Here is a 19,265-nt window from a genome sequence, read left to right on the forward strand (position 1 = left end):
CATCTTACTTGCCGAGGAAGGCCTCGACGCCTTCTTGAGCGAGCACATCGCGGAATGCAGCATCGGCATCGCGGTCGGTGGGGAATAGATTGTCCCAGACCGTCGAGGTGCCGTGCTCGTTGACGACCTCGAGGGACCAACCACGTTCGGTGGCGAGCCGCACGATGTTGATGGTCAGCCGTACGCCCGCCTGTTCGATGGACCGGCAGAGAGAGGATTCAATCAGTTCGGGTTGCGGGTCAAATTCCATGCCGTGATGCTATGAGGTCACGGCTCCAGCTTCAACGCTGTTGGTTTCCAATTCCATGGGAGCAGATCGCCAAGCCGATTAGCCGGATGACCGGCGACTGTCTCTTATACACATCTAGATGTGTATAAGAGACAGTCGCCGGTCATCCGGCTAATCGGCTTGGCGACTGTCTCTTATACACATCTAGATGTGTATAAGAGACAGTCGCCAAGCCGATTAGCCGGATGACCGGCGATGCGGGCAAGGACGTCGGCGAGCCAAGCCTGGGGATCGAGGTCGTTGAGGCGACAGCTTTGAATGAGTGAAAACATGATGGCGGCGCGCTGACCGCCGCGATCGGAGCCGCAACATAGCCATGCTTTCCGCCCGCGTGGCACACAGCGTAGCGCCCGTTCCGCTGCGTTGTTCGTGAGGCATACCCTGCCATCGACGAGGAAGCGGGTGAAGGAGTCTCAGCGCCGGAGCATATAGTTGATAGCCTTGGCGAGATCATGGTTACGCGACAGCTTGGCGCTGTCTCTTATACACATCTAGATGTGTATAAGAGACAGGCGTACGGCTGACCATCAACCTGTCTCTTATACACATCTAGATGTGTATAAGAGACAGGGCTGGCGGTTGGGAGCGTACAGCTCAAAATAGCCCGCATAGGCATCAGCCTGCAGAATCCCGGACCAGGACGCGAGGTGCGCCTGGGGATGTTCCCCGCGCCGGTCGCGCGAATAATAGAAAACCACCGCCGGCGGATCGGCGCCGCCGAACGGGCGGTCATCCCGGACATAATCCCATAATCTACCGGTATCGGTCTTGCCCTTGGCCATGCCCGGCACGGTGGTATCGTCGCCATGCACGCGCTCGGCGGCAAAGACATGGGCCTCGATCAGCCGAAAGATGGGCATCAAGGCGAAGGACGCCGCACCAACCTGATCGGCAAGCGTGGAGACGCTCAGCGGCACGCCTTCGCGAGCGAAGCGCTCCGCCTGGCGGTTGAGCGGCTGGTGCTGCCCATACTTCTCGAACAGCAGCATGGCGAGGAAGCTTGGCCCTGCCCAGCCACGCGGCACGACATGGAATGGCGCGGGCGGCTGCGTGATCTTCTCGCAGTCACGGCAGGAGAACTTCTCGCGTACGGTCTGGATGACCTTCCAGGCACGCGGGATTACCTCCAGCGTCTCGGTTACATCCTCGCCCAGCTTCGACAGGCGCATGCCGCCACAGGCCGGACAGGAACAGGGCGCCGGAACGACGACGCGGTCGCGGGGCAAATGGTCGGGGAACGGTTTTTTAACTGGCCTCTTGCGCTCAAAGGCGGTGACGTTCGTCGCCTTTGTCGCGGCGGTCTCGGCGGCCAGATTATCTTCGGCGGCGTCGGCCTCCAAATCTTCGAGCTCAAACTCCATCTGCGCAAGAAGCCGGCGGGTGCGTTCGGCGCTGGGGCCGTACTGCTCGCGCCTGAGCTTGGCGATCTGCAACTTGTAGTGCGAGATCAATGCCTCGGTGGCGCTCTCCCGGGCACGGGCATTGGCCAGTTCTGCTTCAGCGCTCGTGGCCCGCTGTTCGGCTTCATCGGCGCGCTGCGCACTGAGCCGTACCAACGCCTTGAGCGCTTCGATATCGTCAGGCAGGGGCGAAACGGCGGCGTCCACAACTTGGATGGAATCATAGAAAACCTCCCGGATGAAGCGGAAAATGCAGCCTCCGCCGAGAAAATCTGCGCCTATCCTGCGCTCTGTGGGCGCCAGCTATATTGCGGGTTCCGCCAGTCCACTCCGTCGAGCAGACAGGCCAGCTGTGAGCTCGTCAGCGACACCACGCCGTCCTTCGCGGCGGGCCAAATGAACTTCCCTCGTTCCAATCGCTTCGAATATAACGACATCCCCAGGCCGTCGTGCCAGATTATCTTCACAAGCGCCCCGCTGCGCCCGCGAAAGACCCAAAGATCGCCGGCAAATGGGTCTCGCGAGAAGCTCTGCTGCACCATTGCTGCCAAGCTCTGCATGCCGCGCCGCATATCTGTGTGGCCCATCGCAATCCACACCCGCGCGCCAGCTGGGATCATCGCAGGGCCTTGAGCGCTGCCGACACCAAGGCAGCTGGTGCCGACGCAGATATGCTCACGCGCCCTTTGCCACCCAGATCCACGATGATTACCGGCATTGCGGCCTGGTGCGCATTCTGCTGTTCGCCATCGTCAACCACCGCCTGGGCGAACTCCGTCAGGGCGGGCGGCTGCCGCAGCTTGTTGCGCCACGTGTAAATGCGCGCCGTGGAAATATCGTGCCGACGCGCCACAGCCAAAACGCTGGCCCCAGGCGCAAAGGCTTCTGCCAAAATCTGGAGCCGTTCCTCGTCGCTCCAGCGCCGCCGCCGTTCCGGCCCAGTCATCACCGTGATCTGCCGCATCCACTGCTCCTAAGCGTGCTCTCGAGAGCGTTCTTAAGAGCAGGCCCCTACCTCACGACAAGGCGCGTCTCGCCGGATGCATACGGCCATGCCGACGTGTCGGCGCTTGCTGCACACGTTATGGCAATGGAAGACTAAGCAAGGCCGAGTTGGTTCCAAGTTCTGTACCGTCCGGCAATCTCAGTCGCCTCTCTACACGAGGATGTGCATGTTCGCGTGCCTTGTTATCGGTGACAGCATTGGCGTCGGACTGTCGGGAGCGATCAATAACCGATACGCCAGTGGGTGCGATTCGGTGGTCGAGGCAGGCGCTACCATCGACCAGATACTGGCGTGGCGTAAACCCGCCAGGCTATATGGCGCCACCGTCCTCGCCGTCGGCTCCAACGATCAGCCGAGCCGACAGCTAACGCTCAAACTGACCAGACTACGCCAAAATATCGCGACAAAACGAGTGATCTGGATGCTGCCCTACTCCCGGGAGCGAGCCTATCTCATAAACTCGATTGCTGTGACGTTCGGCGACGACACGTTGGACATCGCGCGTTTCCGCACGAGCGACCGTGTCCACCCGATCAGCTACGATGAGATCGCGGCTGTTCTCCTGCCGAGGGGCCAACCACGGGGGAGCAGGAAATCCACTGTTGAGTGGTCTCAACGCAGTCGACGATAAAGCATCGACCTAAAACGCTGCATTTCATTCGAGTAAGCTGAGCTTAGTCCTCCATTGCTCCAGATGTTGGAGCGCAGGTCTCAAACCATGCGCCAATGGCCCCAAGCCATAGAGTTGATAGGATTCAGGCGGTGGCGACATCATTCGCGAGACCAGAGATACGCCTTCCAATTCCCGTAGGCGGACCGTGAGCACATTAGCGCTGATTTTCGGTATGGCTCGACGAATGGATGTAAATCGCAGCTCGTCTTTGCTCAGGGCTACCAGGATGTGCAACACCCATCGGGCACTCAATGTATGGAATATCGCGTCGGCCGCCGCAGGGTCTATCGCTTGAAAAAGCTGTCTTTCTGACTCGATGCACATCCAGTTACTTTCTCACCCTAAAAGGCGCACGGCCGGACTGAGTCAGCTACGCCGTTCGCGGTTCCGTCGGGCCCGGCTTGGCGGTGCTTGGAGGGTCGCCGACCCGCTCATGGACAATTGCGGAGGGCGTGCGCGAACGGCGGCGGCGAGCGGCCGAACTTGTGACCACCACTGCCTTGGTACGTCTTCGTCCCAGTGAAGAGCAGATGAGGGAAGGCGCTTTTTGACATCACGATTTGCCGATGCGCGAAGGTCCGATGAGGGACGACTCTGGGGCACCACGACGGATTTCATGTCACGCGATCCGCCAAATCAAGTGAAGCTACTCCCGACAAATCAAAGTACCGCAGTGCAACGCGCCTGATGCGTGCGTCACCGTTCGAATATAATACGCGGCGAAGCGTCCAACCCCTCAGCCTCGGCGCGGCGGAGCTTGCTCTTCGGGCCTCATCGCCTTACCTGCCGCCTCCCCCCGAGCGGGGTTGGAGTCGGAGAAACGAGCCGACCGACCACGTAGCCGCGGAACAAAGGCGGGTACGCGGTCCATATACGCACGATATGCCTGGCCAAATTCCGCGAGCGCCGCCTTCTCCTCATGCCGGGCAAGGCGAATATACATCACCACCAACACCGGAAACATGGCGAGCGTCAGTAACGTCGGCCATTGCAGCAGAAATCCGAGCATCACGAGGATGAACCCGATATATTGCGGATGGCGAACCTTGGCATAGATTCCCGTCGTTGCGGGCTTGTGAACGCGCTGGGCTGCGTGAAGCGGCGCCCATCCGGCCGAGATCAGCCAGAAGCCCGCGCCGATCAGCACGAAGCTGGCAAGATGGAACGGGCCAAAATGTGGGTTGACCCTCCAGCCGAACATCATCTCGAGCAGATGGCCGGCATCGTGGCTCCACCAGTCGAGGCCGGGGAAATGCGACTGGAGCCAACCCGAGAGCAAGAAGATGGTGAGCGGGAAGCCATACATTTCGGCGAAGAGTGCAACGATGAATGCGCTGAATGCGCCGAAGCTGCGCCAGTCGCGCCCGGTGGCGGGTTTGAAGAAGCTGTACGCGAATAGGATGAACACGGAGGCGTTGACCAGCGCCAGCCCCCAAAGACCATAGCCATAATCGGTATGCGTCATCGCGGCCCCCCTTCCACGCGCTCGTTCGAATTCGCAGGCAGTCCGGTCGGGACAGCACCCGGCATCTGGTCATGGCCATGCTGATGGCCGCCATGACCGTGATGCATGAACAGGTGCATGAGCGGACAGGCGAGCAGGATCAGATAGGGCAACACACCCAGGAAATGTGCGGTGTGCTCGGTGATGAGGAAAAAGCCCGCGACTAGCAGGAAGCCGATCAAAACGATCTTTCCACGCTTGCGCATGCGATGGTCATGCCCGTCCATATGCCGCTCTTCTCTCGCCAATGTCTTGCGAGCATAGATCCGAGTCCCGGGAGCAAGGTATAAGTAGAGACCGAAGTCCGTCATTCGCCCAAGAAGGCGATGCCGGCTGGTTCACAAACCTCACCATCCCTATCGGCGTTACGCAGTGGTCATGACGCGGCCGTCATTCTGCGGCTTTTGCGTATAGGCGTGCGCTGGTCGTCCACCAATGCTGCGCTAAGGACAATAAGCGTGAGAGGCAGGCCAGAGTTCATGCACAAGAAAAGGAAAAAGCATCATTCCCGCGGCCATGTCGGGGTGAACCTGCTCGAACGGGAAGCAAGGATCGACCTCGCCACGCGACCTGCCGACGGCCTTGGCGTCGCGTTCCTCGGCGCATCGGAAACGGTGACAGGGTCGCGCTATCTGGTGGACGACGGCGATACGCAGGTCGTGGTCGATTCAGGCCTGTTCCAGGGTCCGAGGGATTTGCGCCGCCTCAATTGGGCGCCGATCGCGCCCGAGGTTGCCGATGTCGGCCTGTTGCTGCTGACGCACGCGCATCTTGATCATTCCGGCGCGCTGCCACGCATGGCGCGCCTTGACTGGGACGGGACCGTCCTCAGCACCCGGGCGACCGAAGCTTTGTGCGAGCTTCTGCTCCCCGACAGCGGGCACCTCCAGGAAAAGGATGCGGAGTTCGCCAATCGCCACGGCTTTTCCAGGCACCAGCCCGCGCTGCCGCTCTACACGCAGGCTGACGCCCGCCTTGCGCTGCAGCTGTTCCGCACGGTCGAGTTCGGGGCGTGGCACCCGATCGCGGACGGCATCAGGGCGCGCTATCATCGCGCCGGCCACATCCTCGGCGCCGCCTCGATCGAGATCGATTGGAAGGGCCGCACGATCCTCTTCTCAGGTGATGTCGGGCGCTATGGCGACGCAGTCATGAAGGATCCCGAGCCACCTGCCCGTGCCGATTATGTCCTCGTGGAATCCACCTATGGCGATCGCCGCCACGAACAGGTCGATCCGACCAAGACCCTGGGGGACCATGTCGAACGGTGCGTCAAGCGTGGCGGGACCGTGGTGATCCCCGCCTTCGCCGTGGGCCGCGTCCAGTCCCTGCTCTACCATTTTTCCCGGCTGCGCGCCGAAGGCCGTCTGCGCGACATCCCGATCTTCCTCGACAGCCCGCTGGCGAGCAACGCGAGCGGGCTGATGTGCGAGTTCATGGACGAGCATCGCCTGACACGCGCCGGGTGTGAAGCGGCGTGCGGGGTCGCGCACTATGCTGTCTCTTATACACATCTACGAGCATCGCCTGACACGCGCCGAGTGTGAAGCGGCGTGCGGGGTCGCGCACTATGTGCGCGAAGTGGAAGAATCCAAAGAACTCACCGCCAACCCCGCCCCTAAGGTCATCATCTCGGCCAGTGGAATGGCGACGGGCGGCCGCGTGCTCCACCATCTCAAGCGCTTCGCGCCGGATGGGAAGAACCTCATCCTCTTCTCGGGCTTCCAGGCGGCGGGCACCCGCGGCGCCGCCATGATCGGAGGCGCCCGGACGATCAAGATCCACGGTGAGTATATCCCGGTCGAAGCCGAGGTCGCCAACCTGACGATGCTCTCGGCCCATGCCGACAGTGACGAGCTGATGCGCTGGCTCGGGTCTCTGCACGAGGCCCCACGCCATGTCTATGTCACCCATGGCGAGCCGACCGGCGCCCAGGTTCTGGCAAAGCGCGTCTCGGAGGAGCTGGGCTGGGCATGCAGCGTACCGGCGCTGGGTAGCTGGGGCATGCTCGCATGAAGCCCGGGATTATCGAGGACGCCGAAGCAGAGCCTGTCGCGACGACGCTGCGGGCACACCGCATCGGCCTGTCGGCTGCCGGAAGCGATCAGATCGCGGTCATGCGCCACGACTGTCCGGTCTGCCGCCCGGAAGGTCTCGCGTCGCGCGCGCAAGTTGCGCTGCGCGCCGGCGGGCGGGAAATCGTCGTCTCGCTGCTGCATAGTTCCGCGGAGGCTCCAGCGCCAGGCGAGCTCGGCCTGTCCGAATCCGCTTGGCAGCGGCTCGGCGTCAGTGACGGCGATCCGGTCGAGATCGCGCACGCCCAGCCTCTCGCCTCGCTCAGCGACGTGCGTCGGCGCGTCTATGGCAATCGGCTTTCCGATGGGGCTTTTTCAGCGATCATCACCGACATCGCCGAGCGACGCTATAGCGATGTCCATCTCTCGGCGTTCGTCACGGCCTGCTCAGCGGTCCCGCTCGATACGGACGAAACGATCAGCCTGACCAGGGCGATGGTCGATGTCGGCGAGCGATTGCAGTGGCCCGAAGAGGTCATCGTCGACAAGCATAGCGTCGGTGGATTGCCGGGCAATCGCACCACGCCGATCATCGTCTCGATCATGGCCGCCGAGGGCCTCATCATGCCGAAGACATCGTCGCGGGCGATCACCTCGCCGGCCGGCACGGCGGACACGATGGAGGTGCTGGCCCCTGTCGACCTCGACGTTTCCGCAATCCGCAAAGTGGTCGAGCGCGAAGGCGGCTGCATCGCCTGGGGCGGCGCCGTTAATCTCAGTCCGGCCGACGATGTGATCATCGGCGTGGAACGGGTGCTCGATATCGATGCCGTCGGGCAGATGGTCGCCTCGGTGCTGTCCAAGAAAATCGCGGCCGGTGCGACCCATCTGGTCATCGACATCCCGGTTGGGCCGACGGCGAAGGTACGCGGCGCCGATGCCGCCGACACGCTCGAGCGCGCGCTGAGCTCGGTCGCCCAAGCCTTCGGGCTTCGCACGCGCGTGATGCGCGGCCCCGGCGCCGAGCCGATCGGACGGGGCATCGGTCCGGCGCTCGAGGCGCAGGATATCCTTGCCGTGCTCCAGGGGCAGCCGGGCGCCGAGGATCTCGCCCACCGGGCCTGCGAGCTGGCGGGAGGACTGCTTGAGCTCGCGGACGCAGCCCCGGCCCGCGAAGGTTATGCGCGTGCGCGGGCGTGCCTCGAAAGCGGCCGGGCCTGGGCCAAGTTCCAACGTATCTGCGAAGCGCAGGGCGGCATGCGGGCTCCACCGGTCGCCCGGTTCCAACAGGATATGATCGCTCCCTATAGCGGCCGCCTGGTGAGTATCGACAATCGCAAGCTCGCGACGGTCGCGAAGCTTGCCGGCGCGCCGATGGCCAAGGCCGCCGGCGTCGCGCTGCAGTGTCGGCTGAACCAGATGGTGGATGCCGGGGCTCCCTTGTGCACCATTCATGCCGAGAGCCCGGGCGAGCTCGACTATGCGGCGGCCTATGCGGTGAGCGACGGGCCGATCTTCGGGATTGAAGCGCTATGAACCGTCCCGTGCTGTTCGCGCTGTCTGGCAGCGAGGCCCTGGCACAGCCGCTATCCGCCGCGCTCGATGCAGAGGTCGGCACGATCGAGCATCGTCAGTTTCCTGACGGGGAAACCTATCTCAGGGTCGTAAGCGACATCAGCGACCGCGAGGTCATCCTGCTGTGCAGTCTCGATCATCCGGACGCCAAGCTGTTGCCGCTGCTGTTCGCAGCCGACACCGCGCGCGATCTGGGCGCTCGCAGGATCGGGCTCGTCGCCCCCTACCTCGCTTACATGCGCCAGGACATTCGCTTCCATCCCGGCGAGGCGGTGACGTCGCGAACCTTTGCCGCGATCCTGTCTCGCCATCTCGACTGGCTGGTGACGGTTGATCCGCATCTCCATCGCTATCATGCGTTGTCGGAAATCTACCGCATCCCGACCCAGGTCGTTCATGCCGCGCCGCTTCTGGCCTCGTGGATCAAGCGCAATGTCGCTCGTCCGCTGATCATCGGTCCGGACCTGGAAAGCGAACAGTGGGTCTCGCAGGTGGCGGCCGATGCCGATGCTCCGTTTCTCGTGTGCGAGAAAATCCGGTCCGGCGACCGTGACGTCACCATCTCGATTCCGAATGCCCCAGCGTTTCTCGATCGCCAGCCGGTGCTGGTCGACGATATCGCCTCATCCGGCCGAACCCTCGCCGAGGCGGCGCGCCAGCTGGTCGACATGGGGTTCACGCGACCGGATTGCGTGGTCGTGCATCCGCTTTTCGCCGGCGATGCAGCGCAAGTCCTGGGTGGGCTCGTCGAGAGGATCGTCAGCACGAACGCTGTTGCACATACTTCGAATGATATCGACGTGATGCCGGCGATTGCGGAGTCCGTTCGCCGCGGGATCTGAACGGTGCGCTGCGCGTCAGTTCTTCAGTACTCAATGCTCAATGCACGATGAAAACGAACGCCCGGCAAACGCCGGGCGCATTCCCATTCATTGAACCTAAGCGAGTCCGAACCAATCTTCCGGGAACTCCGCTTTCGGAGAAAGTCGCGGCAGGAAAGGAGGATATGTCATGTCGCACACACGCTCGTTCCTTGATCCCTTCATCGTTGCTCGGCACCCGCAGCTTGAGCCCGAAGTGAAGCCCGCCATCCTTGCATCCTGGGCGTCCGATCGCTCCGCCGTCGAGGGCCAACCGGCCCTCCGTCGCCCGCCAGCATCCCGGTGCCGGTCGACGATGTGATGGCAGCGCTGCGCTGGCTCGATCGCGCTGAGCGCGGCGCGGGCCTGGCATCCTTGGTTCGTCAGGAACAACCCGGTATCGGTGCCATCCTCGCCGGGAATATCGAAACTGCGACACGGAAGGCGGGCGATCTCTGCGATGATCAGCCTTCGATCTCAAAACCCTATGATCACCGGTTCGTGCTGAATCGGATTCGCCGTGCCGTAGCGGCGCGCGAGCGGAGCTGCGATCCGCCCCGGACATCGGCGTTACGGCGCGCTGCTGACACAGAATAGCGATTATCAGCTTCTTGCCATGACAACATGACGCGTCGAGCTTAGGAGCAACCAGCGCGCTCATCCCCCAAGAGGCGTGCCCACTCCCGGCGGCAGCGTCTTGCGGCGCCTTGCCGCCGGGAGACCAGAGGGAGCGCCGCCCCGTTCGCAAGAGCGGTCATCTCGCAAAGTTCGGCACATGATGCCGGGTCGCTTACCCCCCTCTCGCCGAGCACCTGCCTTGCCTGTTGTGATGCGGCGGTATTTCGGCCTTGACCTTGGACCATGGTCCTACCCGTAGAAGGTCTCCCCTTTGAAGCTGTGCCCGCTGGGGTGCGCAGCAATGCCAACACGTCCGGGGGGCCATGGAGAGCAAGCGCGTCGTTCATGTCATTGATGACGAAGAAACAATCAGGAAAGCTGTAGGATTCACATTAAGGACAGCGGGATTTGCCGTCGAGACCTATGGCTCGGGAGTCGACTTTCTGAAAATTGCAGATGAAGCTGAAAGAGGTAGCATCGTTCTCGACATGCACATGCCGGACATGAACGGTCTACAGGTTCAGGCAGCGCTGACGCAGATGGATATAAGCATGCCAGTCGTGATGCTGACCGGCAACGGAGACATTGCGCTTGCTGTCCAAGCGATGAAGGCGGGTGCTGTCGATTTCCTGGCCAAACCTATCGAACGGGCGCTGCTGCTCGATGCGATAGACCGAGCGTTCGCGCGCATCGACACGGCCGAGGGGCGCGCTCTCGAAGAAGCCGAGGCATGCCGACAGGTCGATCTACTGACACCGCGCGAACGGGATGTTCTCGAAGGCCTTGCGCAAGGCCTTCCGAACAAGACCATCGCCTATGATCTGGGCATTTCTTCACGGACGGTCGAAGTCCATCGCGCGAGCATCATGTCCAAGCTTGGAGTCCGTACCCTTGCCGAAACCTTGCGGATCGCCTTTGCGGCTGGAATGGGAAGGCCGCTGTAGGTAAAGGCGGCCAGGGCTGCTGCGGTTGAATCTCTGCGTGTCACCTGATGGCGCGGACATAGTGCCTGCCGGGATGCATCGACGTTGTTCATCAGCGTTTGGCGGAATTTTCGTGAGCCCAGGCGAAGGGTCGCGCTTGATTGCTATCGCGAAAGGAGATGAAACTCTTCCAACAGCTGGGCGATCTCTGTGCCTTCAAGCTTCTTCATCAACAGCTTGCGCAGGAAGGACGGGCCGGGAATGTCGATCCCTTTGCCATCCCTGAGCGGCCCGATTGTGGCCAGAAGCGTGCGGATATCATAGGTTGAGTTGAACACTTCCGGCACGCCGCGTTCGACCTTCATCAGGGTGTAGACGGCCTCCATCGGCGTGCGCACCGAATATTCCGTCGTGAAGATACAATCACGCTGCTTCGACTCGGCAAACTGGCCGACAAAGGCGAAGTTGACCGCGCCCTCGGGCACCACGTCCGGCCGGTCGCCGGCCTGGCGCGGCATGAAGAAGGCGGTGATGTAGGGCATCATCACCGGCACGGTCTTCGCCCCCGTCGCGGCGAGGCCGGGGATGTCCTCGACCGGCACGCCGAGATGATAAAGCCATTCCTGCGTGATCTCCTCGCCCGTGCAGTCCTGCATCGGCTTCTTCACATAGTCGCCCGGCCGGTCGACGAACAAGGCATAGAACCAGGCGACGATCTGGTCCTTCGGCTGTTTCCTGAAGTGGGGTTGCCGGCTGACCGTCCAGCTCAGCAGCCAGCTCGAGTCCTTGACCGTGACGATGCCGCCAGTCACCACCGTGCCGCTGAACGGATCGCGCCTGGCGATCTTGCGAATGTACGCCGGAATGCGCGCGTCGAGCGTGGTGATGGTCGCCGACGCCCATTTGGTTTCCGGGATGTGCGATCCGAACACGTCGGGACGACCAAAGGCCGGGTCCTTGGCCGCGATCCGGCGCCACAGGTCCCAGGCCGGCGCCGGCCCCTCATTCAGCCTGGCCGGTGTATGATGATCGCCATTGTCGGAATTTTCGGTCAGCGATCCGATGGTGATGAAGACGAGATCATCGGCGCCGAGATCGACGCCGCCTTCGACGCCGTTTTCGATCCAGGCAATCCGGGTCGCCTGCTTGCGGCCGGGCTGGATGTCGAAATCGACGTCGGTGACCTCGACGCCGTAGCGAAATCTGACACCGCGATCCTGCAACCATTTGACCAACGGCAGGACCATCGATTCATATTGGTTGTAGCGGTTGAACTTGAGCGAGGAAAAATCCGCCAGACTGCCGATATGGTGGATGAAGCGATGCAGATAGAGCTTCATCTCGAGCGCGGAATGCCATTCCTCGAAGGCGAACATGGTGCGCCAGTAGAGCCAGAAATTGCTCCTGAGGAAATCATCGCCGAAGACTTCGTTGATCCGCTTGTTCTCCATCTCCTCCCGCGTCGCGAGGAAGACGGAGATCAGATCTTTTTGCGCGCGACCGCCGAGTGTCAGCAAAGCCTTGTCGGGCACATCCTGGCCCTGGTTCTGCGTCACGCGTTGAAGCGAAAAATTGGGATCGTCCTTGTTGAGCCGGTAGAATTCGTCGAGCACACTCGCATCCTCGATCTCCAGCGAAGGGATCGAGCGATAGAGATCCCAGAGGCATTCGAAATGCTCCTCCATCTCGCGCCCTCCGCGGATGACGAACCCCTTTTCGGGGACGTCGAGGCCGTCGAGCGCGCCGCCGGGAACATGCAGCTCCTCAAGGATGGTAATATGCTCGCCGGCGACGCCGCCGTCGCGGATCAGGAACGCCGCGCCTGCCAGTCCCGCAAGACCCGAGCCGACGAACCAGGCCGTCTTCCTGTCAGCGCCCTCAGGTTTGCGGGGCCGCACGAAAGCTTCGTAGTTCCCGCTACTATAGTGCATGCTCAACTCCATCCTTGATCCCGACGACAATGGCGGTTCTGCGGTTTCTTGCTGAACAGCAGAAATGCCTGCCCTGCATTCATTCTCGCCGATGTCGCCCGCCGCTCAGTTCGACGACTTCACTGGTGATCTGATCCTGACGCGTGAGGCGCTCCTCGAGGCGCAGGGCCTCGCCCTTGCGATCGATGTGGCTGCGGGCGGTCGCCATGGTGCGCAGCCGTGCCTCATTCTCGGCGACGAACGTCTCGACCGCAGCCGCGCAGATGTGGGCGAAGACATATTCCGCGGTCAGGTCGCCGATAAGGTCCGCCGCGTTGATATTGACGAGCGGCGGCAAATCCGCCGTGGACGCGGGGAAAGTGTCGAGGTCGAGCGGCAGGAGGCTCGCGCGCACGATCGAGACGCCCTTGCCGCTGCTCCAGACCGGATAAGCCATGGTGATGGGCACCGCGCCGACCTCGTCCAGATAGTCGTACAGCGCGTCGATGATGCTTGTCGCGAGTGCGGGCAGCGCATCGGCCTTGCTCGGCATGCTCGCGCTCCATGCGATGCGCAGACCGCGCTCGGCCGCAAGCGTGGCCGTGCGCGCGCCAATCAGAAGAATATGCCTGTCCTGCATGTCGGCCGCGGCGCCGTCGAGCAGCTGCTCCGGAAAGGCCCCGGCAAAGCCTTGCTCCGCACCGAACAGGATAAGGCCGCCTCTCGCACCACCGACCGCCCGCGCCGGAAAACGCGCCAGTGGCTCGTCAAGGCGGCGCGCCTGGCCAATGGCGGTGCGGGCGGTCTCCGCATAGCGTCGCACCGCAGGCAGCAGCGCGCGCGCCTGATGCGCCCGCTGCGCGGCGATGCCCTGCATGGCGTTGACCACCGCACCGAGCTGGCGGACGGTCTCGATCCGCTGGCCGATCTCGGCGAGGCGATCGCTCATGATGCAGAACCGGCCGGCTGGCTTTCGATCAGCGCTTTCACCGTCGTCATCAGAGCGGACCGCTGCGCGGTGTCGATCTGTCCAGTCCGCTCGATCTGCGCGCATAGATCGGGGACGTGATCGTCGATCCAGGCGGGCAGCCGCGTGCGGAGCGACGATATCTCCGAGACCGCCATGCCATCGAGCAACCCTTCGCCGAGCGCCACGACCAGCGCCACCTGGTCGACGACCCGTAGTGGACTCGACAGCGGTTGCACGAGCAAGGCGCGCAAGCGCTTGCCGCGTTCGATCTGGGCGCGGACACGCGGCTCGGGCTGCTCGCCGAAGCGGGTGAACATCTCGAGCTCGAGGAACTGCGCATAGTCGAGGCGCATGGTCCCGCTCGCGTCGCGCAGGACGCGAAGCTGCGTCTTGCCGCCGACCCGGCTCACGCTCGTGCCCACATCGATGGCGGGCTTGTGCCCCTGCGCGAACAGCTTCGCGTCGAGAATAATCTGACCGTCGGTGATCGAGATCAGATTGGTCGGGATATAGGCGCTGACGTTGCCGGCATCGGTCTCCGCGATCGGCAGAGCCGTGAGCGAACCGCCCCCCTTCTCCGTCGAGAGACGCGCCGCACGTTCGAGCAGGCGGGAATGGAGGAAAAAGACGTCGCCGGGATAGGCCTCGCGCCCGGGCGGCTGTCCGGTCAGCAGGGCGATCTCGCGATGGGTCGCGGCATGCTTGGTGAGATCGTCGAGCACCACCACCGCATGGCCGCCACCATCCCGAAAATACTCGGCCATCGTGAAGCCCGCGAACGGCGCGATCCATTGCAGCCCCGGCGCCGCGGCGGGGCTCGCCACGACGAAGATGGTGCGGTCCGGCGCGCCATGCCGCCGCACCTGGTCGACCACGCGCGCGACCGCCGAGCTTTTCTGGCCGATCGCGACATAGACGCAGATCATGTCGCTGGTGCGCTGGTTGATGATCGTGTCGACCGCGAGCGCCGTCTTGCCTGTGGCGCGGTCGCCGAGAATGAGTTCGCGCTGCCCCCGGCCGATGGCGAACATCGCATCGATTGCGAGCGTGCCGGTCTGCACCGGCTGGACGACGAGGTCGCGTTCGATGATCGCCGGCGCCGGCCGTTCGACAGGATCGAAGCGCCTGGCCCGGATCGGCGCGCCCCCATCGAGCGGACGGCCGAGCGGATCGACGACTCGGCCAAGCAATGCCTCGCCAACCGGCACGCGCACCACCTCGCCCGAGCCGGTTACGGTGTCTCCTGCCTCCACCTGGGCGGCATCGTCGAGCAGCACGCAGCCGATCCGGTCCCGGTCGAGCGTGTGGACGAATCCGGTCTGGCCCCGGGCGAAATAGAGCAATTCGTCGAGGCGCGCGTCCGGAAGGCCCGAGACCATGGCAACGCCGTCGCCGATCGATTCCACCCGGCCAATTGCATCGACACGCGGCCCGAGATTGGCGCGCGTGATGCAGCTCTGGGCCTGCGTCAGCCAGTCTTCAGGCGATCCGGGCATGATCGTCTTCATTGAGGCTCTCAACCATGGCGTCGAGATCGGCGCGCCAGCTGTTGCGCACGACGGCGTGGGGCGTGCGAAGCTCCGCGCCGGCGATGAGATCTGGATCGACTGCGAAGATCGGGGTCGCGGTATCCGGCAGGATTTCGCCAAGCGCGCGCGCTACCTGCGTCTGCAGATCGGCCGTCAGCGGCGCGGGCGTCGCGACGGTGACGGGCCCGGCGGCCGCCAGGCTGCGGCGATCCGCCTCGGAAAGGTCTCCGAGCCGCGCCTTGAGCGCGTCGACCATGGCCTGCACCGTCTGCTCGGGCGGGAGACGAGCGAGCAACGTGCCTGCCATCGAGGCGGCGAGGTTCGCTGCCTTTTCCCGCCACTGCGCCGCCACCCGCCCGCGTTCGGCATCGATCGCCGCATGGCCTTGCTCGACGACGGCGTCCGCCTCGAGCCTGGCCTGCGCGAGGAGGCGCTGGCGCTCCGCTTCGGCCTCGGTCCGGATCTCGGCGCGGCGAGCCGCCGCATCCGCGACGAAGCCGTCATTCTGCGTTTTGAGCGCCTGCGCTTCGGCCTGTGCCCGGTCCTTTGCCTCCCGCGCTTCGTCGAGCAGCGCCTGGGCCGATGCCTGGCGGGCAGCGATGGCATCCATCACCGGACGGAACAGGAAGCGTCCGAGCAGCCACACGAGGATGAGGACATTGACCGCCTGCAGCGCGAGCGTCCACCAGTCGATCCGCATGTCAGGCGAACGGGTTGGCGAAGAGCAGCAGCAGCGCGATCACGAGGCAGTAGATCGCCATCGTCTCGATCATCGCGAGGCCCACGAACAGCGTGCGCGAGACGGTGTTGGCGGCTTCGGGCTGGCGCGCGATCGCGTCCATCGCGGCGGCGACGGCCCTGCCCTGCCCGAGCGCCGGGGCGATTGCGCCGATCGAGATCGCGAAAGCGGCTCCGAGGATGCTGGCGAGATGGATCCAGTTCATGCGGGGGACTCCTGTTTGGATGGCGGGCGGGCGCCGTTCTCGCTGATAGCGCTCCCGATAAAGACCATGGCGAGCGCGCCGAAAATGTAGGCCTGGACCGCGCCGGTCAGCATTTCGAGCGCCATGAGCGGGATCGGGACGAGCAGCCCGGCGAGGCTCAGCACGACGCCGATCATGAAGACGCCGCTCATGACGTTGCCGAACAGGCGCACCATCAGCGAGAAGCTGCGGGTGAAGAGCTCGACGATATTGAGCGGGGCGAGCAGGATCGAGGGGCGCGCGAAGGTCGCGAGATAGGCCCTGGGCCCGAGCGCGCGGACGCCGAACCAGAGCGTCGCGCCGAAGACGATCAGCGCCAGCGCCGCGTCGGTTTCGAGGGTCGCGGTCGGCGGCTCGACGCCGGGGATCAGCGACGACCAGTTGGCGACCAGCAGGAACAGGAACAGCGTGCCGATCAGCGGCAGATAACGCTGCGGTTCCGCCTCCATCGTCTCGCGGATCTGGCCGGCGACGGTCTCGACGACCAGCTCGAGCGCCGCTTGGGCTCGGGTTGGGCGTAACGCAAGGCGGCGGGTCAGCAGCCAGCTTCCGATTGTAAGGAAGGCCATGATGCCCCAGGTCGTGGCGACCGGCTGGCTGATCGGCACCGGACCGATCGCGAACAGCACATGGCTTTCAAGTGGTGACGCGAATTTCATCGGGCGCCTCCGAGCCGGTGGAGCATGATCTGGCGCCCGCCCATGAAGCCGGTTGTTGCGGCAAGAAGCGCCGGCCACCCTTGCCGGCTGGCGATGACGAGAACCAGAATAGTGACGGCGAGACGCCCGAGCCTGAGCAGGATCGCGCGCGATGCCGGGCCGCCATGGGTGACGAGGTCGGCTTCTCTGGCGATGGCCGCGAAATGGGCGAGGCCGACCGCAAATCCGAGGGCCAGGAACAGGATGGGGGAGAGCTGGCTCATTGCCGGTGCATCCAGCGCCAGCCCGACCAGCAGCCGAGGGCGAGCCCGACGAGCAGGAGCGGCGCGGTCCAGAAGATGCCGCTATCCAGCCGGTGGTCGAGCCAGCGGCCGATCGCGAGACCGACCAGCGCGGGCAGGACGATCTGCCAGCCGAGCACGCCGATCTGGCCGAGATTGCGGGCGACGGAAGGAAGCCGCTGCGCAAGCCGCCGCCGTTCCGCGCGGGTCCGGATGGCTTCGACGATCGGCTGCTCGGGCTTGTCCGCGGTCACAGACCAAGCTCCCGGCCACCACCCTGCAGGGCCTCGACCATATGGCGGATCGCCTGCATCCTGAGCTTCGCCGACGCGGTCCGTTCGGATCGTTCGCCCTCGTCGCGCTCGCGGTAGCGCGCGAGCACGTCATGCTCGAGCGTTCCGAGGTCATCGCCGACATGGCCTTCGCGCGTCGCGACCGCGACCCCCGTGCCGTGGCTTACGGTCAGAATGCCGTTGCGCACCGCGCAATAGCCTGGAGCGCCATCGGCGCCCCGCCAGGAGACGATCGAGACGCCAAGCGCGGTCAGGAAATCGGCGTGGCCCGACAGGATGCCGAAACTGCCGCTGGCATCCTCGGCGCGAACCGACCTGACGTCCGTGTCGACGAGGATCGCGGTCGGATCGGTGATCCGCAGCTTCATGCGCCCTGCCCCACGCGAGAGCGTGCCTCTTCAATATCGCCTACCATGTAGAAGGCGCTCTCGGGCCAGTCGTCGGTCGCGCCGGCCAGGATGGCCGCGACGCCCTTCAGCGTATCGGCCAGCCCCACAGAACGGCCGGCTTGCCCGGTGAAGGCCTGGGTCACCATGAAGGGCTGGGTCAGGAAGCGCTGCAGCCGCCGCGCCCTGCCGACGATCAGCCGATCCTCGCGGCCCAGCTCCTCGATACCGAGCAGCGAGATGATGTCCTGGAGCTCGCGATAATGCGCGATCGTCTCCCGGACCTGCTGGGCGAGCGCGTAATGATGATCGCCCACGACCTGCGGATCGAGCAGGATCGACGAGGATCCCAGGGGATCGACCGCGGGATAGATGCCTTCGGCCGCCATGGCGCGCGAGAGCAGAATGGAACTGTCGAGATGGGCGGAGATGGCGGTGACCGCAGGGTCGGTGAAATCGTCGGCGGGCACATAGACCGCCTCGATCGCGGTCACCGCCGCTCCATGCACCGAGGCGATGCGCTCCTGCAGCGCGGCCACTTCGCTGGCCAGCGTCGGCTGGTAGCCGACGCGTGAAGGCATGCGTCCGAGCAGGCCGGAGACTTCGCTGCCGGCCTGGACGAAGCGGAACACATTATCCATGAGCAGCAGGACATTGCGCTTCTGCTCGTCGCGGAAATATTCGGCGATGGTGAGCGCGGTCAGCCCTACCCGCCAGCGCGCGCCCGGCGGCTCGTTCATCTGCCCGAAAACGAGCACGGTCTTGTCGATCACGCCCGAGCCGCGCATGTCCGTGAGCAGCTCATGGCCCTCGCGCGATCGCTCTCCGATGCCGGCAAAGACGGAAACACCTTCATAGCGCGCGACCATCGCGTTGATGAGTTCCATCACCAGCACGGTCTTCCCCACCCCCGCGCCCCCGAACAGCGCCGCCTTGCCACCCTGGGCGAGCGGCGCGAGCAGATCGATGACCTTGATGCCAGTCTCGAACATCGCCGTCGCCGCGTTCTGGTCTTCGAGCGGCGGGGGTGCGCGGTGAATGGGCCTCAATGGAACATCCGGCCCAAGCGGCGCGCCGCCGTCACCCACCTGCCCGGTCGGCGTAAGGAGCCGCCCCAGAACCTTGTCTCCGACCGGGACCGCGATGGGGGCGCCCAAGGCCGTCACGCCGACATTACGAGCGAGACCGGAGGTCGGCTGAAGCGCGACGGCGCGGACGGTGCGGTCATCGATATGGCTCTGCACTTCCGCGACCAGCGGGCCTGACGATGCATCGACGCGCAGCGCTTCATTGACCGCGGGCAGCGGCCCTTCGTCGAACTCGACGTCGAGGACGGGACCGCGCAGCGCCGCAATCCGGCCGAGCCTGGCTATGGACGGTATCACGCCCAT

General features: G+C 64.1%; 20 protein-coding genes and 3 pseudogenes. 6 read left to right on the forward strand and 17 right to left on the reverse strand.

All coding sequences use genetic code 11. The annotated features are described in order from the left end of the window. Positions 1–4: 4 nt before the first annotated feature. From FE851_RS22460 to tnpA, 4 genes and pseudogenes are all read right to left on the reverse strand, one after another. The gene (locus FE851_RS22460; RefSeq protein ID WP_019052496.1) at positions 5–250 is read right to left on the reverse strand and encodes a hypothetical protein; all 246 of its coding nucleotides are present in this window, start codon (positions 248–250) and stop codon (positions 5–7) included. Positions 251–423: 173 nt separating this feature from the next. Then, positions 424–1,896: pseudogene (gene tnpC, locus FE851_RS22465) on the reverse strand (IS66 family transposase). 71 nt (positions 1,897–1,967) lie between these two features. Next, positions 1,968–2,309 carry an IS66 family insertion sequence element accessory protein TnpB gene (tnpB, locus tag FE851_RS22470; protein WP_019052498.1) on the reverse strand — a complete coding sequence of 114 codons (342 nt, stop codon included), beginning with the start codon at positions 2,307–2,309 and terminating at the stop codon, positions 1,968–1,970. Continuing rightward, positions 2,306–2,653, reverse strand: coding sequence for an IS66-like element accessory protein TnpA (gene tnpA / locus FE851_RS22475; RefSeq protein WP_019052499.1), 348 nt, complete (start codon positions 2,651–2,653; stop codon positions 2,306–2,308). Before tnpA ends, tnpB begins: the two co-directional genes overlap by 4 nt. Before the next feature lie 208 nt (positions 2,654–2,861). On the opposite strand from tnpA, the gene FE851_RS22480 reads away from it, so the two are divergent. Further along, on the forward strand, positions 2,862–3,326 hold the full coding sequence (locus tag FE851_RS22480) for a hypothetical protein (protein ID WP_186378966.1): 465 nt from the start codon (positions 2,862–2,864) through the stop codon (positions 3,324–3,326). 24 nt (positions 3,327–3,350) lie between these two features. Here the strand turns inward: FE851_RS22480 and FE851_RS27380 are convergent, their stop codons facing one another. The 3 genes from FE851_RS27380 to FE851_RS22495 all read right to left on the reverse strand — a co-directional run bounded on the left by FE851_RS27380 (position 3,351) and on the right by FE851_RS22495 (position 5,099). Next, positions 3,351–3,692, reverse strand: a complete 342-nt coding sequence (locus tag FE851_RS27380) for a winged helix-turn-helix transcriptional regulator (RefSeq protein ID WP_076605463.1) — start codon at positions 3,690–3,692, stop codon at positions 3,351–3,353. Between the two features lie 412 nt (positions 3,693–4,104). Then, entirely contained in the window at positions 4,105–4,833 is a 729-nt protein-coding gene (locus FE851_RS22490) for a methyltransferase family protein (RefSeq protein WP_083216029.1), read from the reverse strand. Continuing rightward, positions 4,830–5,099, reverse strand: a complete 270-nt coding sequence (locus FE851_RS22495) for a DUF2933 domain-containing protein (protein WP_066701148.1) — start codon at positions 5,097–5,099, stop codon at positions 4,830–4,832. Before FE851_RS22495 ends, FE851_RS22490 begins: the two co-directional genes overlap by 4 nt. A 252-nt stretch (positions 5,100–5,351) precedes the next feature. On the opposite strand from FE851_RS22495, the pseudogene FE851_RS22500 reads away from it, so the two are divergent. The 5 genes and pseudogenes from FE851_RS22500 (at position 5,352) to FE851_RS22520 (ending at position 10,884) form a co-directional block, all read left to right on the forward strand. Further along, a pseudogene (locus FE851_RS22500) lies at positions 5,352–6,888 on the forward strand (MBL fold metallo-hydrolase RNA specificity domain-containing protein). After that, on the forward strand, positions 6,885–8,423 hold the full coding sequence (locus FE851_RS22505; RefSeq protein ID WP_145206773.1) for a thymidine phosphorylase family protein: 1,539 nt from the start codon (positions 6,885–6,887) through the stop codon (positions 8,421–8,423). Before FE851_RS22500 ends, FE851_RS22505 begins: the two are co-directional and overlap by 4 nt. Continuing rightward, entirely contained in the window at positions 8,420–9,304 is an 885-nt protein-coding gene (locus tag FE851_RS22510) for a ribose-phosphate pyrophosphokinase (protein ID WP_062787958.1), read from the forward strand. The genes FE851_RS22505 and FE851_RS22510 overlap by 4 nt, the downstream gene beginning before the upstream one ends. A gap of 169 nt (positions 9,305–9,473) precedes the next feature. Further along, positions 9,474–9,670 (forward strand): annotated as a pseudogene (locus tag FE851_RS27035) (hypothetical protein); the annotation flags it as partial. Positions 9,671–10,263: 593 nt separating this feature from the next. After that, a complete protein-coding gene (locus tag FE851_RS22520) occupies positions 10,264–10,884 on the forward strand; it encodes a response regulator transcription factor (protein WP_030541612.1) in 621 nt (206 codons plus the stop codon). 143 nt (positions 10,885–11,027) lie between these two features. Here the strand turns inward: FE851_RS22520 and FE851_RS22525 are convergent, their stop codons facing one another. From FE851_RS22525 to atpD, 10 genes are all read right to left on the reverse strand, one after another. Further along, the gene (locus tag FE851_RS22525; protein ID WP_066701150.1) at positions 11,028–12,794 is read right to left on the reverse strand and encodes an oleate hydratase; all 1,767 of its coding nucleotides are present in this window, start codon (positions 12,792–12,794) and stop codon (positions 11,028–11,030) included. A 79-nt stretch (positions 12,795–12,873) separates the two neighbouring features. Then, on the reverse strand, positions 12,874–13,722 hold the full coding sequence (locus FE851_RS22530) for a F0F1 ATP synthase subunit gamma (RefSeq protein ID WP_021245233.1): 849 nt from the start codon (positions 13,720–13,722) through the stop codon (positions 12,874–12,876). Then, a complete protein-coding gene (locus FE851_RS22535; RefSeq protein WP_306303067.1) occupies positions 13,719–15,251 on the reverse strand; it encodes a F0F1 ATP synthase subunit alpha in 1,533 nt (510 codons plus the stop codon). Before FE851_RS22535 ends, FE851_RS22530 begins: the two co-directional genes overlap by 4 nt. Continuing rightward, positions 15,223–15,972 (reverse strand): hypothetical protein, encoded by a 750-nt coding sequence (locus FE851_RS22540; protein WP_021245231.1) that lies wholly within the window; start codon positions 15,970–15,972, stop codon positions 15,223–15,225. Before FE851_RS22540 ends, FE851_RS22535 begins: the two co-directional genes overlap by 29 nt. Before the next feature lies 1 nt (position 15,973). Next, positions 15,974–16,216: a F0F1 ATP synthase subunit C gene (locus FE851_RS22545; RefSeq protein ID WP_017501321.1), complete on the reverse strand. Its 243-nt coding sequence runs from the start codon at positions 16,214–16,216 to the stop codon at positions 15,974–15,976. Continuing rightward, the gene (locus FE851_RS22550) at positions 16,213–16,884 is read right to left on the reverse strand and encodes a F0F1 ATP synthase subunit A (RefSeq protein WP_234703094.1); all 672 of its coding nucleotides are present in this window, start codon (positions 16,882–16,884) and stop codon (positions 16,213–16,215) included. Before FE851_RS22550 ends, FE851_RS22545 begins: the two co-directional genes overlap by 4 nt. 26 nt (positions 16,885–16,910) lie before the next feature. Next, positions 16,911–17,177, reverse strand: a complete 267-nt coding sequence (locus FE851_RS22555) for an ATP synthase subunit I (protein ID WP_017501319.1) — start codon at positions 17,175–17,177, stop codon at positions 16,911–16,913. Next, positions 17,174–17,449 carry an AtpZ/AtpI family protein gene (locus tag FE851_RS22560; RefSeq protein WP_021245229.1) on the reverse strand — a complete coding sequence of 92 codons (276 nt, stop codon included), beginning with the start codon at positions 17,447–17,449 and terminating at the stop codon, positions 17,174–17,176. Before FE851_RS22560 ends, FE851_RS22555 begins: the two co-directional genes overlap by 4 nt. Then, a complete protein-coding gene (locus FE851_RS22565) occupies positions 17,446–17,856 on the reverse strand; it encodes a F0F1 ATP synthase subunit epsilon (protein WP_037448025.1) in 411 nt (136 codons plus the stop codon). Before FE851_RS22565 ends, FE851_RS22560 begins: the two co-directional genes overlap by 4 nt. Next, positions 17,853–19,265: a F0F1 ATP synthase subunit beta gene (atpD, locus tag FE851_RS22570; protein WP_145206774.1), complete on the reverse strand. Its 1,413-nt coding sequence runs from the start codon at positions 19,263–19,265 to the stop codon at positions 17,853–17,855. The genes FE851_RS22565 and atpD overlap by 4 nt, the downstream gene beginning before the upstream one ends.

It is taken from the genome of Sphingobium sp. B2 (genome assembly GCF_007693735.1).
Taxonomy (GTDB): Bacteria; Pseudomonadota; Alphaproteobacteria; order Sphingomonadales; family Sphingomonadaceae; genus Sphingobium; species Sphingobium xenophagum.